General features: G+C 72.4%; 13 protein-coding genes. 11 read left to right on the top strand and 2 right to left on the bottom strand.

Going from position 1 to position 15,453, the window contains the following annotated elements; all coding sequences use genetic code 11:
* The first annotated feature begins 13 nt into the window (after positions 1 to 13).
* A complete protein-coding gene (locus ACH4VX_RS06225; protein WP_398366153.1) occupies positions 14 to 778 on the top strand; it encodes a DsbA family protein in 765 nt (254 codons plus the stop codon).
* Positions 779 to 852: 74 nt separating this feature from the next.
* Entirely contained in the window at positions 853 to 999 is a 147-nt protein-coding gene (mmpA, locus tag ACH4VX_RS06220; RefSeq protein WP_398366152.1) for a morphogenic membrane protein MmpA, read from the top strand.
* 18 nt (positions 1,000 to 1,017) lie between these two features.
* Here mmpA and ACH4VX_RS06215 read toward each other — a convergent pair whose 3' ends face one another.
* A complete protein-coding gene (locus ACH4VX_RS06215) occupies positions 1,018 to 2,196 on the bottom strand; it encodes a saccharopine dehydrogenase family protein (RefSeq protein ID WP_398366151.1) in 1,179 nt (392 codons plus the stop codon).
* Positions 2,197 to 2,286: 90 nt separating this feature from the next.
* Between ACH4VX_RS06215 and ACH4VX_RS06210 the strand changes: the two genes are divergently transcribed.
* From ACH4VX_RS06210 to ACH4VX_RS06195, 4 genes are all read left to right on the top strand, one after another.
* Complete coding sequence (locus ACH4VX_RS06210; protein WP_398366150.1) at positions 2,287 to 2,505, top strand: hypothetical protein; 219 nt, start codon at positions 2,287 to 2,289, stop codon at positions 2,503 to 2,505.
* A 97-nt stretch (positions 2,506 to 2,602) separates the two neighbouring features.
* Entirely contained in the window at positions 2,603 to 3,766 is a 1,164-nt protein-coding gene (locus ACH4VX_RS06205; RefSeq protein WP_398366149.1) for a CaiB/BaiF CoA transferase family protein, read from the top strand.
* 11 nt (positions 3,767 to 3,777) lie between these two features.
* The gene (locus ACH4VX_RS06200; RefSeq protein ID WP_398366148.1) at positions 3,778 to 4,992 is read left to right on the top strand and encodes an acetyl-CoA C-acetyltransferase; all 1,215 of its coding nucleotides are present in this window, start codon (positions 3,778 to 3,780) and stop codon (positions 4,990 to 4,992) included.
* A 37-nt stretch (positions 4,993 to 5,029) separates the two neighbouring features.
* On the top strand, positions 5,030 to 7,243 hold the full coding sequence (locus ACH4VX_RS06195; RefSeq protein WP_398366147.1) for a 3-hydroxyacyl-CoA dehydrogenase NAD-binding domain-containing protein: 2,214 nt from the start codon (positions 5,030 to 5,032) through the stop codon (positions 7,241 to 7,243).
* A 30-nt stretch (positions 7,244 to 7,273) separates the two neighbouring features.
* On the opposite strand, the gene ACH4VX_RS06190 is transcribed toward ACH4VX_RS06195, so the two are convergent.
* Positions 7,274 to 7,969 (bottom strand): MerR family transcriptional regulator, encoded by a 696-nt coding sequence (locus tag ACH4VX_RS06190; protein ID WP_398366146.1) that lies wholly within the window; start codon positions 7,967 to 7,969, stop codon positions 7,274 to 7,276.
* A 96-nt stretch (positions 7,970 to 8,065) separates the two neighbouring features.
* Here ACH4VX_RS06190 and ACH4VX_RS06185 point away from each other — a divergent pair, with 96 nt between their 5' ends.
* The 5 genes from ACH4VX_RS06185 to ACH4VX_RS06165 all read left to right on the top strand — a co-directional run bounded on the left by ACH4VX_RS06185 (position 8,066) and on the right by ACH4VX_RS06165 (position 15,262).
* Positions 8,066 to 8,545, top strand: coding sequence for a macro domain-containing protein (locus ACH4VX_RS06185; RefSeq protein WP_398366145.1), 480 nt, complete (start codon positions 8,066 to 8,068; stop codon positions 8,543 to 8,545).
* Between the two features lie 104 nt (positions 8,546 to 8,649).
* A complete protein-coding gene (locus tag ACH4VX_RS06180; RefSeq protein WP_398366144.1) occupies positions 8,650 to 10,617 on the top strand; it encodes a Xaa-Pro dipeptidyl-peptidase in 1,968 nt (655 codons plus the stop codon).
* Between the two features lie 84 nt (positions 10,618 to 10,701).
* On the top strand, positions 10,702 to 12,423 hold the full coding sequence (locus ACH4VX_RS06175; protein WP_398366143.1) for a BCCT family transporter: 1,722 nt from the start codon (positions 10,702 to 10,704) through the stop codon (positions 12,421 to 12,423).
* A 121-nt stretch (positions 12,424 to 12,544) separates the two neighbouring features.
* Positions 12,545 to 13,567 (top strand): oxidoreductase, encoded by a 1,023-nt coding sequence (locus ACH4VX_RS06170; protein ID WP_398366142.1) that lies wholly within the window; start codon positions 12,545 to 12,547, stop codon positions 13,565 to 13,567.
* A 48-nt stretch (positions 13,568 to 13,615) separates the two neighbouring features.
* Positions 13,616 to 15,262: an ABC-F family ATP-binding cassette domain-containing protein gene (locus tag ACH4VX_RS06165; protein ID WP_398366141.1), complete on the top strand. Its 1,647-nt coding sequence runs from the start codon at positions 13,616 to 13,618 to the stop codon at positions 15,260 to 15,262.
* The last annotated feature ends 191 nt before the right edge of the window (positions 15,263 to 15,453 follow it).

The following is a 15,453-nucleotide window of genomic DNA, read 5'->3' as shown; positions in this document are numbered from 1 at the left end:
GAGGGGATGACGCATGATGCGTGGGGGACGCGGGGCCGTGCTGTGCGCCGTCGCGATACTGGCACTGGTGGGCTGCGGCCGGCGTGGGGGCCAGGCCGAAAGTACGCGTGCGAGCGCGACGGCGGCACCGGTGGAGGCGTACACGCGCGCGGAGGACGTGCCGGAGAGGCTGGGTGGGGACGGCACGACCATCCAGGTGGGCGACCCGAACGCGGAGACGGTCGTCCACCTGTACGAGGACCCGCGCTGCCCGTACTGCCGGGACTTCGAGGCCGACGGTGGTGGCCCCGTACTCGGTGAGGCGCTGCTCGGCCGGCAGGTGAGGGCCCAGTACACCCTCGCCTCCTTCCTGGACGACCGTGTCGGCGGCAGCGGCTCGGAGAAGGCGGTCAACGCGCTGCGTGCCGCGCCGGCCGAGGGCAAGTTCGTGGAGTACCACGAGGTGCTCTACGCCAACCAGCCCGAGGAGACCGTCGACGGCTGCACCGACGACCGCCTGCTGGAACTGGCGGGCGAGGTCGAGGGGCTGCGCGGCCCGGCGTTCGACAAGGCGGTCGCGTCCATGAAGTACCGCTCCTTCGTCACCGCGTCGGAGAAGGCGTACGAGCGGGCCGGGGGAACGGCGGAACCCGAAGGGCCCGGCACCCCGGCCGCCGTCGTCAACAAGAAGCGGATTCCGGTGGACTACAGCGGTGTCCTCTACGACGGTGAGGCATTCGGCCAACTGCTGCGCGAGGTCGGCGCGGACCCGGACGGCTGGGCGGACTACGCGTTCTGACCGTGCGGTACTCAGGCGCGAACCGAGTACGCGTACGGATGTCCGGTCACCCCCGCCACGGCAGGCTGATGGGCATGACAACGCACCGCGCACCCAAGCCCGTCGCCGCCGACGGACGGCCCGTCGAGCGGGCCGTGACCGTCGGGCTCGCCCTCGCCGTACCGGCGGGGCTGGGCTGGATCATCGGGATGATCTGCACGCTGGCCGAGTGGCCGCTGTAGTCCCCGCCCGGCCGGGCGTCAGCGGGTCGCGGCGACGCGGAAGCGGAGCCCCGCCGCGCGGAGGCGGTCGATCAGCGCGTCGCCCATCGCCATCGCCGTCGTGACCTGGCCCGCCGTCGGCGGGAGGTCGTCGAAGGCCAGGCAGAGCGCTCCCTCGGCCAGCATCTTCGCCGTCTCGTCGTAACCGGGGTCGCCGCCCGCGACCTCCGTGTACACCCGGCGCCCGCCACCCTCGCCGACGAAGCGGACGGTGAACCGGCTCCGGGCGCGCTTCTCGGGGCCCGGCCCGTCGCCGGGTCCGAGCCGGCCGGAGAGCCGGCGTCGCAGTGGCGGGAACTGGGCCGCCGTCACCAGCGCGCCCACGGCCGCCACCCCGCCCACCGCCACCGGGAGCCGCCGCACGGCCGCGTAGTGCCGGTAGCGGAAGTCGGGGCCGTACCGGTCGAGCGCCCTGGCCGAACGGCGCACGATCTGTGCGTCGACGGTCGGCAGGGGGAGGGCCCAGGCGCCGACCTCCGGCGCGTAGCGCGGCGCGCCCGGCAGGGCCGTCGCCCGGCGGCCCACCAGCCGCGGTTCGTGGCGCCGGCGGTCCAGGGCCGCCGCGCGGAGCCGGCGGTGCCGGGCGAACTGGTTCAGCGCCGAGGCGAAGGTCCCGCCCGAGAAGGCCGCGTCGACACTCACGAAGCCGTCCACGGTCAGCGGCACCCCTTCCGGAAGCCGCCGCACGGTGAAGTACGCGCCCAGGTCGTGCGGCACCGAGTCGAAGCCGCAGGCGTGCACCAGCCGCGCCCCGGTCTCCCGCGCGCGTGCGTCGTGCCGGACGTACATCAGGTCCACGAACTCCGGTTCGCCCGTGAGGTCGACGTAGTCCGTCCCGGTGTCCGCGCAGGCGGCGACGAGTTCCTCGCCGTACTCCACATAGGGGCCGACGGTCGTGGCGACCACCCGCGCGTGCTCGGCGAGGGCGCGCAGCGAGGCCGGGTCGGACACGTCCGCCCGCAGCAGCCCGATCCCCGTGCCGCCGGGCAGCCGCTCCCGCAGCCGCTCCAGCTTGTCCGGGCTGCGGCCGGCGATCGCCCAGCGCAGCCCTGCGGGGGCACGGGCGGCGAGGTACTCCGCGGTGAGCGTCCCGACGAAGCCGGTCGCTCCGAAGAGCACGATGTCGTACGGACGGTCCGTCCTGTTCAGCCTGCTCATGACACCCCTTGGTCGTGCAGCCACGCCGCTGTCGGTGGCCGAGGCTAGCGTGAGGGGTGCGGAGCCCGACGACGAGCCCGGAGGAAACCGATGGCCGCACCCCCGAACGCCCTGAAGAAGTGGGAAAAAGCGCGCGACGGTGCCCCGGGCCTGCCGGGAGCGGCCGAGGACCGTCCCCAGGGCGTCCCGGCCGCCGGGCCGCCGGGCGGGGGAGGGCTGCCGCGCCGTCGCGCCGGAGCGGCCGGCGGCGGAGCCCGGCGCACGCTGAGCGGGCGCGTGGACCGGGCGGAAACAGGGGTCGCGCCGTAAAGTGGCCAAGCGCTTGCTCGCCGGTCTTGTGCCGGAGGGAAGGCATTCCTAGCATCTCAGGTGTTACACCAGTAGTGTCACAGCCGATGGGGGCGCGATGACGGAGCCGAAGGCGCCGGGACACGGTCCGCTCAGCGGCGTGCGCGTGGTCGAACTGGCCGGCATCGGGCCCGGCCCGTTCGCCGCGATGCTCCTCGCCGACCTGGGCGCCGATGTCGTACGCGTGGACCGTCCCGGAGGTCCCGCACTCGGCATCGACCCCGCCCTCGACATCACCAACCGCAACAAGCGCTCCGTGATCGTCGACCTGAAAGCCCCCGACGGCCCGGCCCGCGTCCTGGACCTCGCCGAACGCGCCGACGTGCTCATCGAGGGCTACCGCCCCGGAGTCGCCGAGCGGCTCGGCGTCGGCCCCGCGGACTGCCGCACCCGCAACCCGCGCCTGGTCTACGGCCGGATGACCGGCTGGGGCCAGCGGGGCCCCCTCGCCGACCGCGCGGGCCACGACATCGCCTACATCGCCCTCACCGGCACCCTCGGCACGATCGGCGACCCGGACAGGCCCCCGGCCGTCCCGGCCAACCTGCTCGGCGACTACGCGGGCGGCTCCCTCTATCTCGTCGTCGGCGTCCTCGCCGCGCTGCACCACGCACGCGTGACCGGCACCGGACAGGTCGTCGACGCCGCCATCGTGGACGGCACCGCCCACCTCTCCGCGATGATCCACGGCATGCTCGCCGCCGGCGCCTGGCAGGACCGGCGCGGCGCCAACCTCCTCGACGGCGGCTGCCCCTACTACGGCACCTACGAGACCGCCGACGGCAGGCACATGGCGGTGGGCGCCCTGGAGCCGCGGTTCTACACCGAGTTCCTGCGCCTGCTCGGCCTGGACGACCAGGCCGGGGCCCACGCCGACGTCACCCGCTGGCCGGAGCTGCGCGCACGGGTCACCGCCCGCTTCAAGGCCCGCACCCGCGACGAGTGGACGGCCCGTTTCGACGGCTCCGACGCGTGCGTGGCGCCCGTGCTGTCCCTGCGCGAGGCCCCGCACCACCCGCACCTCGCCGCCCGCTCCACGTTCACGGACCATGCCGGCATCACCCAGCCCGCACCGGCCCCGCGGTTCTCCGCGACCCCCACCACCGTCCGCAGCGGGCCCGCCCGGCCGGGCGCCGACACCGACGACGTGGCACGCGACTGGGACGTACCACGACTGCTGCCCCCGACCTCGAAGTCCTCGAAGCCCTCGCATCCTCAGTGAAAGGCCCCCTCGTGAGCACCGAAGCGTATGTGTACGACGCGATCCGCACCCCGCGCGGGCGCGGCAAGGCCAACGGCGCCCTGCACGGCACCAAGCCCGTCGACCTGGTCGTCGGCCTCATTCACGAGGTCCGCGACCGCTTCCCCGGCCTCGACCCGGCGGCCGTCGACGACATCGTGCTCGGCGTCGTCGGCCCGGTCGGCGACCAGGGCTCCGACATCGCCCGCATCGCCGCCGTCGCCGCCGGACTGCCCGACACGGTGGCCGGCGTGCAGGAGAACCGCTTCTGTGCCTCGGGTCTGGAGGCCGTCAACCTGGCCGCCGCCAAGGTCCGTTCCGGCTGGGAGGACCTGGTCCTCGCGGGCGGCGTCGAGTCGATGTCCCGGGTGCCGATGGCCTCGGACGGCGGCGCCTGGTTCAACGACCCGATGACCAACCTCGCCACCAACTTCGTCCCGCAGGGCATCGGCGCCGACCTGATCGCCACCATCGAGGGCTTCTCCCGGCGGGACGTCGACGAGTACGCGGCCCTGTCGCAGGAGCGCGCGGCCACGGCCTGGAAGGAGAACCGCTTCGAGCGGTCCGTCGTCCCGGTGAGGGACCGCAGCGGCCTCACCGTCCTCGACCACGACGAGCACCTGCGCCCCGGCACCACCGCCGACTCGCTGGCCAAGCTGAAGCCGTCCTTCGCGGACATCGGCGAACTGGGCGGCTTCGACGCCGTGGCCCTGCAGAAGTACCACTGGGTCGAGAAGATCGACCACGTCCACCACGCGGGCAACTCCTCCGGCATCGTCGACGGCGCCGCGCTCGTCGCCATCGGTTCCAGGGAGGTCGGCGAACGCTACGGGCTCACCCCCCGCGCGCGGATCGTCTCCGCCGCCGTGTCCGGCTCCGAGCCCACCATCATGCTCACCGGCCCCGCCCCCGCCACCCGCAAGGCCCTCGCCAAGGCCGGCCTGACCATCGACGACATCGACCTGGTCGAGATCAACGAGGCGTTCGCCGCGGTCGTCCTGCGCTTCGTGAAGGACATGGGCCTGTCCCTGGACAAGGTCAACGTCAACGGCGGCGCCATCGCGCTGGGCCACCCGCTCGGCGCCACCGGCGCGATGATCCTCGGCACCCTCGTCGACGAGCTCGAGCGCCAGGACAAGCGCTACGGCCTCGCCACGCTGTGCGTGGGCGGCGGCATGGGCATCGCCACCGTCGTCGAACGCCTCTGAATCCCGGCGACCCGCCCCTTCTAACGGAGACTTCCTCATGACCGAGAGCACCACCATCCGCTGGGAACAGGACCGCACCGGCGTCGTCACCCTCGTCATCGACGACCCCGACCAGTCCGCGAACACCATGAACCAGGCGTTCCGCGACTCGCTCGCCGTGATCACCGACCGCCTGGAGGCGGAGAAGGACACGATCCGCGGTGTCATCATCACCTCCGCCAAGAAGACCTTCTTCGCCGGCGGCGACCTGCGCGACCTGATCCGGGTCACGCCCGAGACGGCGCAGCAGCTGTTCGACGGCGGCATGGCGCTCAAGCGCCAGATGCGCCGCATCGAGACCCTCGGCAAGCCGGTCGTCGCCGCGATCAACGGCGCGGCCCTCGGCGGCGGCTACGAACTCGCCCTGGCCTGCCACCACCGGATCGCCCTCGACGCCCCCGGCTCCAAGATCGGCTGCCCCGAGGTCACCCTCGGCCTGCTCCCCGGCGGCGGCGGTGTCGTCCGCACCGTGCGCATGCTCGGCATCACCGACGCACTGCTGAAGGTGCTCCTCCAGGGCACCCAGTACAACCCGCGCCGCGCTCTGGAGAACGGCCTGGTCGACGAGATCGCCGGCACGCGCGAGGACATGCTCGCCAAGGCCCGCGCCTTCATCGACGCCCACCCCGAGTCGGCCCAGCCCTGGGACCGGCCCGGCTACCGCATCCCCGGCGGCACCCCCGCCCATCCGAAGTTCGCCGCGAACCTGCCCGCCTTCCCGGCCAACCTGCGCAAGCAGACGGGCGGCGCGCCCTACCCGGCCCCGCGCAACATCATGGCCGCCGCCGTCGAGGGCGCCCAGGTCGACTTCGAGACCGCCCAGGTCATCGAGGCCCGCTACTTCGTGGAGCTGGCCGCCGGACAGACCTCGAAGAACATGATCCAGGCGTTCTTCTTCGACCTCCAGGCCGTCAACTCCGGCGCCAACCGCCCCCAGGGCATCGAGCCGCGCAAGGTCCAAAAGGTCGCCGTCCTCGGCGCCGGGATGATGGGCGCGGGCATCGCCTACTCGTGCGCCCGCGCGGGCATCGACGTCGTCCTGAAGGACGTCTCCCTGGAAGCCGCCGTCAAGGGCAGGGGCTACTCCGAGAAGCTGTGCGCCAAGGCCGTCGCCAAGGGCCGTACCAGCCAGGAGAAGGCCGACGCGCTGCTGGCCCGGATCACGCCCACCGCCGAGGCCGCCGACCTCGCCGGCTGTGACGCGGTCATCGAGGCCGTGTTCGAGGACACCTCCCTCAAACACAAGGTGTTCCAGGAGATCCAGGACGTCGTCGCCCCCGACGCGCTGCTGTGCTCCAACACCTCCACCCTGCCCATCACCGCCCTCGCCGAGGGTGTCGAGCGCCAGGGCGACTTCATCGGGCTGCACTTCTTCTCGCCCGTCGACAGGATGCCGCTGGTCGAGATCATCAAGGGCGGGCGCACGGGTGACGAGGCGCTGGCCCGCGCCTTCGACCTGGTCCGGCAGATCAACAAGACCCCGATCGTCGTCAACGACTCGCGCGGCTTCTTCACCTCGCGCGTCATCGGGCACTTCATCAACGAGGGCGTCGCCATGGTCGGCGAGGGCATCGAGCCCGCCTCGGTCGAGCAGGCCGCGGCCCAGGCGGGCTACCCGGCCAAGGTGCTCTCCCTGATGGACGAGCTGACGCTCACCCTCCCGCGCAAGATCCGGGACGAGTCCAGGCGGGCCGTCGAGGAGGCCGGCGGCACCTGGACCGCGCACCCCGCCGAGGCGGTCGTCGACCGCATGGTCGACGAGTTCGGCCGCCCCGGCCGCAGTGGCGGCGCCGGCTTCTACGAGTACGGCGAGGACGGCAGGCGCGCGAGGCTGTGGCCGGGACTGCGCGAGCATTTCGGGGGTTCCGGGGGTCGCCCCCCGGGCGGGCACAGCACCGGGCCCGGTCACGAGATCCCGTTCGCGGACATGCAGGAGCGGATGCTGTTCTCCGAGGCGCTGGACACCGTCCGGCTGCTGGAGGAAGGCGTGCTGACCTCCGTCGCCGACGCCAACATCGGCTCGATCCTCGGCATCGGCTTCCCGGGCTGGACCGGCGGAGTGCTGCAGTACATCAACGGCTACCAGGGCGGCCTGCCCGGATTCGTGGCCCGCGCGCGTGAACTCGCCGAGCGCTACGGCGAGCGCTTCACCCCGCCGGCGCTGCTGGTGGAGAAGGCGGAGCGGGGCGAGGTCTTCACGGACGCCCGCTGACGCGCCGCCAGGGGTGACGGGCCCGCCCCGTCACCCCTCCTTGTCGAGCCACTCCCGCAGCTCCTCCCGCAGTGACCGCTGGAAGGTGGTCAGCAGCGCCTGCACCACCAGCGGATGCATCCGGGCGGACAGCGACCGCGCGTCCCGCGCGTCCCGCTCCGCGACCGCGTCGCGCAGCAGCCGCGACAGTTCGCGGGCGGCCGCGCGGGAGTGCTCGATGAGCGCGGTCCGGGCGGCGAGGAGCGTCTCGTGGGACAGCGGTACGTCCAGCAGCTCCACCCCGAGGCGCAGCAGCCCGGGGTCGACGCGGAACATCTCGCCGTCCCGCTCGACGACGCTCGTCGCCGCCAGCCGCCGAAGATCCTCCTCGTCCAGCGCCCGTCCCGCCCGGCGCTCCAGCTCCCCGTGCGACACCGTCTCCACCGCCTCGGGCGCCCAGGAGGCCACCACCGCCCGCTGGATCGCCAGGTCCCGGGCGCTCAGATCAGGCGGCAGCTGCCCCAGGTACCGCTCGATCGCCGCCAGCGTCATGCCCCGCCGCTGCAGCTCCTCGATGAGCTCCAGCCGGGCCAGATGCCCCCGCCCGTAGTGACCGACCCGCCGAGGACCGATCACCGGTGGAGGCAGCAGCCCCTTGGTGCCGTAGAAACGGACCGTGCGCACGGTGACACCGGCTCGGGCCGCCAGTTCGTCGATCGTGAGCGGCTGCTCGGTCTCGGTCGTCATACGCAGCAGTATCGCTGTCCCACCATCGCTGCGACACCTCGGCCGTCACCCGGAGACGGGGGTGCCGTTGTCAGTGGCGGCACCTACGGTGGCGTCATGTCGGGGATCACGTATGTCCGGGGTGACGCCACCGTTCCGTCGGTGAAGGGCGTCAAGGTCATCGCCCATGTCTGCAACGACATCGGCGGCTGGGGGAAGGGCTTCGTCCTGGCCGTATCGCGCCGCTGGCCCGAACCGGAGGCCGCCTACCGCGCCTGGCACCGCGACCGCGCCGCGAACGACTTCGGCCTGGGCGCGGTCCAACTGGTCCGGGTCGAGCGGTACGTCCAGGTGGCCAACATGATCGGCCAGCGCGGCATACGGACGGGCAGCAAGGGCGTACCCGTCCGTTACGAGGCGATCGACACCGCCCTCGACCGCCTCGCCGGCCACGCGGCCGCCCTCGGCGCCTCGGTCCACATGCCCCGCATCGGCTGCGGCCTGGCCGGCGGCAAGTGGTCCCGCGTCGAGCCGCTGATCACGGAGCGGCTCGTGAAACGCGGGATACCGGTGACGGTGTACGACCACGGTGACTGAGCGGACCGGCCACCGGTCCCGGGCGCGCTTTCGGCCACAGAAGTGCCCACAGTCCGTCAACCGCCCTCTTCTGCACCCGAGTTCACCCCTGTACCGTCCCGCGCATGCCGATACGCACGCGCTTCACGATCTGGAGACCGCTCGCGACGGTGGCCGCCGCCGCCCTGACGGCCACGCTCCTCACCCCCGCGGCGGCACACGCCACGCCGCCGCGCGAGAGCCTGCCCGTCCACTCCTACGACGACGCCGTCCGCGAGGCCGTCTGGGTGGACACCGGACTCGACGAGGACCGGGACGGACGCACCGACCGGGTCGCCGTCGACATCGTCCGGCCCCGCGAACCCGCACAGCGGGGCCGGAAGGTTCCCGTCATCATGGACGCCAGCCCGTACTACTCCTGCTGCGGGCGCGGCAACGAGAGCCAGAAGAAGACCTACGACGCGAACGGCGACGTCGTACGAATGCCGCTGTTCTACGACAACTACTTCGTGCCGCGCGGCTACGCCGTCGTCGGCGTCGACCTGGCCGGAACCAACCGGTCCGACGGCTGCGTGGACGTCGGAGGCCGCTCCGACATCCAGTCCGCGAAGGCCGTCGTCGACTGGCTGAACGGCCGCGGCACGGCGTACACCACCCGCACCGGCACCGAACGGGCCAGGGCCGACTGGACCGACGGCCGCACCGGAATGATCGGCAAGAGCTGGGACGGCACCATCGCCAACGGCGTCGCCGCCACCGGCGTCGAGGGCCTGGAGACCATCGTCCCGATCGCCGCCATCTCCTCCTGGTACGACTACTACTTCACCCGGGGCGCCCCGCTCTACGACTCCGGCCCCGACTGGCTGTCCCAGTACGTCGAGAGCCCCGAGGCCCACGCCGGCTGCGCCGGCGTCCAGCGCGAACTCGTCGAGGGCGCCCCGCGCACCGGCGACCGGACGCCGCTGTGGACCGAACGCGACTACGTGCGCGCCGCGAAGAAGGTGAAGGCCAGCGTCTTCCTGGTGCACGGCATGCAGGACCTCAACGTACGGATGCAGCACGTCGGCCCCTGGTGGGACGCCCTCGCGAAGAACGGCGTCGAGCGCAAGATCTGGCTCTCCCAGACTGGTCACGTCGACCCCTTCGACTTCCGCCGCGCCGAGTGGGCCGACACCCTGCACCGCTGGTTCGACCACGAACTCCTCGGCTACGACAACGGCATCGACCGCGAGCCCATGGCCGACATCGAACGCCGGCCCGACCAGTGGGTGACCTCGAAGAGCTGGCCGCCGCGCGGCACGCAGACCACGACCCTGCGCCCCGCCCGGGGCACCGAGGCCGGAGTGGGCACCCTCGGCCTGCGCAAGGGCAAGGGGACCGAAGCCTTCACCGACGACCCGGGGCTGAGCGAGACCGACTGGGCCGCCCGCGTCGACACCCCGACCCCGGACAAGGCCGGCTTCGTCACCGGCCCGCTCACCCGTGACCTGCGCCTGTCCGGTGCCTCCCGGGTCACCGTCACCGCCACCCCCAGTACGTCCACGGCCCACCTCTCCGCCGTACTCGTGGACCTCGGCCCCGACACCGTCCGCGACTACGCCGCCGACGGAGAAGGCATCACCACCCTCCCCGAGCACACCTGCTGGGGCGCGAGCACCGCGGGCGACAGTTCCTGCTTCCGGGAGACCCGCGCCGCGACCACCGACGTCGAGCACACGATCGTCAGCCGTGGCTGGGCCGACCTCGGCAACCACGCCGACGACGGCAAGGGCGAGCCGCTCACCCCCGGCAAGCGGTACACCATCACCCTCGACCTGGCGGCCACCGACCACGTGGTCCCCGAGGGCCACCGTCTGGCCCTGATCGTCGCCGGCACCGACCGGGGCCTGATCGATCCCCCGGCCGACACCCCGACGCTCACCCTCGACCTGGCCCGTACCTCCGCGCGGATGCCGTTCGTCGGCGGGACGGCCGCTTTCGTCCGCGCCACGGCGGGCTCGCACACCACGGCCCCGGACACTGTCCTGGACGGTGTGGACCGGCCGGATGCCACCGCCCACCGCGTCCCCGGGGAGGCCGGCACATCGCGCTGAGAGGGTGAGTTTTGCGCCAAAGGTGGTAGGGGCGTAACGGGAGGAGTGCTCTCCGTCCCACGGCTCTGATGAAAGGTGCCGCCTGTGACGCACGACCAGCACAGCGACAAGGACGACACGGCGGGCCCGCTGCCGGGCTCCGAAGCGGGCCTGCCGGGTCGGGAGCGCCCACGGACCGACCGGGTGGTGTTCGGTGTCACGGCCGCACTCACCCTCGCGTTCGTGCTGTGGGGTGCCATCGCGACGGACTCGCTCCAGGACGCGTCCGGCACCATGCTCGGCGGGCTGATGCACAACGGCGGCTGGGCGTTCATGCTGGCCGCCTCCGGTTTCGTCGTCTTCGCCCTCTGGCTCGCGGCCAGCCGCTACGGCCGGATCCACCTCGGCGCCGAGGGCGAGGAACCGGAGTTCCGCACGGTGTCGTGGATCGCCATGATGTTCAGCGCCGGCATGGGCATCGGCCTGATGTTCTGGGGCGTGAGCGAACCGCTGGCGCACTACACGACACCCCCGCCGGGCACCAGCCCGGCCGACTCGGGTGATCGCATGGAGACGGCCATGGCGACCACCCTCTTCCACTGGACGCTCCATCCGTGGGCGATCTACGCGGTGGTCGGCCTCGCCATCGCCTACAGCACCTTCCGCAGGCGCCGCCGTCAGACCATCAGCGCCGTGTTCACCCCGCTCATCGGTGAGAAGCACGCGGGCGGCGTCGGCGGCCGGGTCATCGACGTGCTCGCCATCATCGCGACCGTCTTCGGCTCCGCGGCCTCCCTCGGCCTCGGCGCGCTGCAGATCGGCTCCGGTGTGGAGAAGCTCGACTGGATGGACAAGGTCAGCACCGGGCTGCTGGTCGGCATCATCGCGGTGCTGACCGTGGCGTTCGTGGCCTCCGCGGTCTCCGGTGTGGAGAAGGGCATCCAGTGGCTGTCCAACACCAACATGGTGCTGGCCCTGATCCTCGCCGTGTTCGTGTTCGTCGCGGGCCCGACCATCCTCATCCTGGACCTGCTGCCGACCTCGATCTTCGCCTACCTCGGCGACCTGCCCGAGCTGGCCGGCCGCACCGAGATCAGCGGAGGCGAGGGCGTCGCCGACTGGCTGGGCAGCTGGACCGTCTTCTACTGGGCCTGGTGGATCTCCTGGACGCCCTTCGTCGGCATGTTCATCGCCCGCATCAGCCGGGGCCGGACCATCCGCCAGTTCATCGGCGGGGTCATCCTCGTGCCCAGCACGGTCAGCCTGATCTGGTTCGCGATCTTCGGCGGCTCGGCGATGAGGCTCCAGGAGCAGAACCGGCTCGGCGGCGAGACGACCCCCGAGGGCCGGCTCTTCGCCGTGCTGCAGGAGTACCCCGTCGCCACCGCCACCAGCCTGCTGGTGATGATCCTCGTCGGCATCTTCTTCGTCTCGGGAGCCGACGCGGCCTCCATCGTGATGGGCACCCTCTCGCAGAAGGGCGCGCTCGAACCCAGCCGCTGGGTGGTGGTGTTCTGGGGCGTGGTCACCGGAGCGGTGGCGGCGATCATGCTGCTGGTCGGCAGCGGACAGGGCGACGCGCTGACCGGCCTGCAGAACCTCACGATCCTCGCGGCGGCCCCGTTCGTCGTCGTGATGCTCTTCATGTGCGTGGCCCTCATGCGAGACCTGCGCCGCGACCCGCTCATCGTGCGGGGCGAGATGGGCTCCGAGGCGGTGCACCTCGCGGTCATCGAGGGCCACAGGAAATACGACGGCGAATTCGAAATCCGAGTGGGCCCGGGCCGCGGCCCGGACGTGGAGGGCGACCCCATCGACAAACACTGACCCCGACGGGGACCGAACCGGACCGCGGGCACCCGCGGTCCGGTTCGGTCCCCGTCGGGAGACCGTGGCGGAATATGTCATACCGTGCTCAGGTCCGTCCCGCGGTGGGAATACTCACCCCATGTCTGCCGAGTACACGACCTTCGGCCTGGCACCGGCGATGAGGGCCGGTGGACTCCTCGCCGACGGTGACTACCAAGTCCACCGGGACTTCGTCGACTTCGTCGTCGACGGGTGCCCGCTGCTCTTCCGCCTCTCCGACCTGGACGCCGTCTCCCCGCTCGCCTCCGACGTCCCGCCCTCCCTCTTCACCGCCCAGGTCCACAGTCTGCTGCTGGAGACCGGGGCGCCGCTGCCCGCCGGCCGGTACATCGTCTACGGCTGCCCCGAGTGCGAGGACCTCGCCTGCGGCGCGGTGACCGCGGTCATCGAGCGGGACGGCGAGGACGTCATCTGGCGCGACTTCGCCTGGCAGACCGACGAACACGCCGACCTGGACCTCAACGGCTACCACGGCATAGGCCCGTTCCGCTTTCGCGGCACCGAGTACCGTACGGCCCTCGCCTCCCTCCTCGACGGCGGCGTCCCCGGCACCCGCCGTCGCGTCCTGCTGATCGGCGCCCGGGTCGCCCTGCTCGCCAGGCTCGCCGCGGCCCTGCGCACCATCGGCATCGGCGCGGACATCGCCCACGACGCCGACGGCGTCCCCGCCGACGAACTGCGCGGCTACGACGCCGTGATCTTCGGCCGGTCGGTGAACGGCGGCGAACGCGACGCCGTCCGCCGCGCCTTCGCCGCCGCCGGTGTCGACGTGCCCTGCGTCGACGGCTTCGCCCCCGTCGTCCCGCTCCTCGTCGCCCAGACCGAACAGGCCCTGGAACGCGGCCCGCGGGACCGGCGCCGCCTCACGGAACTCACCGCCGCCGGCGACGCGGCGGAGCTGGAGGTCACCTCGTCCTGCCGGGTCAGGCTCACCGCGTACCGGCTCGACCGCCTCTCCCGCACCCACACCCAGGACCTCTTCGACGGCGTACTCGAACCCGGCCGCCACCGCGTCCCGCTGGACGGCAGGGCGGTGAAGGGCGAGGCGTACCTCGTCGCGCGCACCGGCGGGACGGTACGGGTGACGGAGGTGGGGCGGTGACGGCCGGGGCGCGACCGGCCGGGCGCGGCCATTAGGATCGGCGGTCTGATGACTGCCACCCTCGTCGCCAAGAACCTCGCCGCCGGGCACGGCGACCGCTCCCTGTTCGCCGGTCTCGACCTCGTCGTCGCGCCCGGTGACGTGATCGGTCTGGTCGGTGCCAACGGCGCGGGCAAGTCCACCCTGCTGCGCCTGCTCGCCGGCCTCACCGCGCCGGAACAGGGCGAGCTGCGCCTCTCGCCGCCCACCGCGACCGTCGGGCACCTCCCGCAGGAGCCGGAACGCCGGCCCGGCGAGAGCGTACGGGCGTTCCTGGCCCGCCGTACCGGTGTCGCCGAGGCGCAGCGGGCGATGGACGAGGCGACCCAGGCCCTGGTCGACGGCGCGCCGGGTGCGGACGACGCGTACGCCACGAGCCTGGAGCGCTGGCTGTCCCTGGGCGGCGCCGACCTCGACGAGCGCGCCGAGGAGGTCGCCGACTCCCTCGGCCTGGCCGTCGGCCCGGACCAGCCGATGACCTCGCTGTCCGGCGGCCAGGCGGCCCGCGTCGGACTCGCCTCCCTCCTCCTCTCCCGCTACGACGTCTTCCTCCTCGACGAGCCGACCAACGACCTCGACCTGGACGGCCTGGAACGCCTCGAACGCTTCGTGACCGGCCTGCGCGCCGGTACGGTCGTCGTCAGCCACGACCGCGAGTTCCTCACCCGCACCGTCACCAAGGTCCTCGAACTCGACCTGGCCCAGCGGCAGATCAACCTCTACGGCGGTGGCTACGAGGCCTATCTGGAGGAGCGGGAGGTAGCCCGCCGGCACGCCCGCGACGAGTACGAGGAGTACGCCGACAAGAAGGCCGGGCTCCAGGACCGGGCGCAGACGCAGCGCGCCTGGATGGACAAGGGCGTGAAGAACGCGCGCCGCAAGGCGGGCAACGACAACGACAAGATCGGCCGCAAGTTCCGCAGCGAGGCCAGCGAGAAACAGGCCGCGAAGGCGCGCCAGACACAGCGCATGATCGAACGCCTCGACGTGGTCGAGGAGCCGCGCAAGGAGTGGGAGCTGCGCATGGAGATCGCGTCGGCCCCTCGCTCGGGAGCGGTCGTCGCCACCCTCCGGGACGCCGAGGTCCGACGCGGTGACTTCATGCTCGGCCCGGTGTCCCTGCAGATCGACTGGGCGGACCGGGTGGCCGTCACCGGCGCGAACGGCGCGGGCAAGTCCACGCTGCTCGGCGCCCTGCTGGGCCGCGTCCCGCTCGCCGCCGGGCACGCCGCGCTGGGCTCGGGCGTCCTCCTCGGCGAGGTCGACCAGGCCCGCGCGCTGTTCCACGGCCCTCAGGCCCTGCTCGACGCGTTCCGTCCGGCGGTACCGGACCTGGAACCGGCCGACATCCGCACGCTCCTGGCCAAGTTCGGCCTCAGGGCGGACCACGTCATGCGCCCGGCGGCCACCCTCTCCCCGGGCGAACGCACGAGGGCCGCCCTGGCGCTCCTCCAGGGCAGAGGCGTCAACCTCCTGGTCCTCGACGAGCCGACCAACCACCTGGACCTACCGGCCATCGAGCAACTCGAATCAGCCCTGAACACCTACGAGGGCACCCTCCTCCTCATCACCCACGACCGCCGCATGCTCGACGCGGTGAAGGTGACCAGACGCCTGGAGGTCACGGACGGCAAGGTGACGGAAAACCGTACGTAACTGCGGGCAATCGTGCCTCCCCCAGTGCCTTGAGGGCCTGAGAGGCACCCCCAGGCGGCACGGGTGGACGGTGGGGGTACCTCCCGCTCATGGGGTACCTCCCGCTCATGGGGTACCTCCCGCTCGAGCGGAGCCGAGAGTGGGGGAGGAGCCGAGAGCGGGGGAGACACCCGGCAGGCGCCGGCCCGCGC

This window comes from Streptomyces sp. NPDC020731 (assembly GCF_044334705.1).
Taxonomy (GTDB): domain Bacteria; phylum Actinomycetota; class Actinomycetes; order Streptomycetales; family Streptomycetaceae; genus Streptomyces.
The sequence above is the reverse complement of the archived record's forward strand: the minus strand, read 5'-3'. Positions and strand labels throughout refer to the sequence as shown.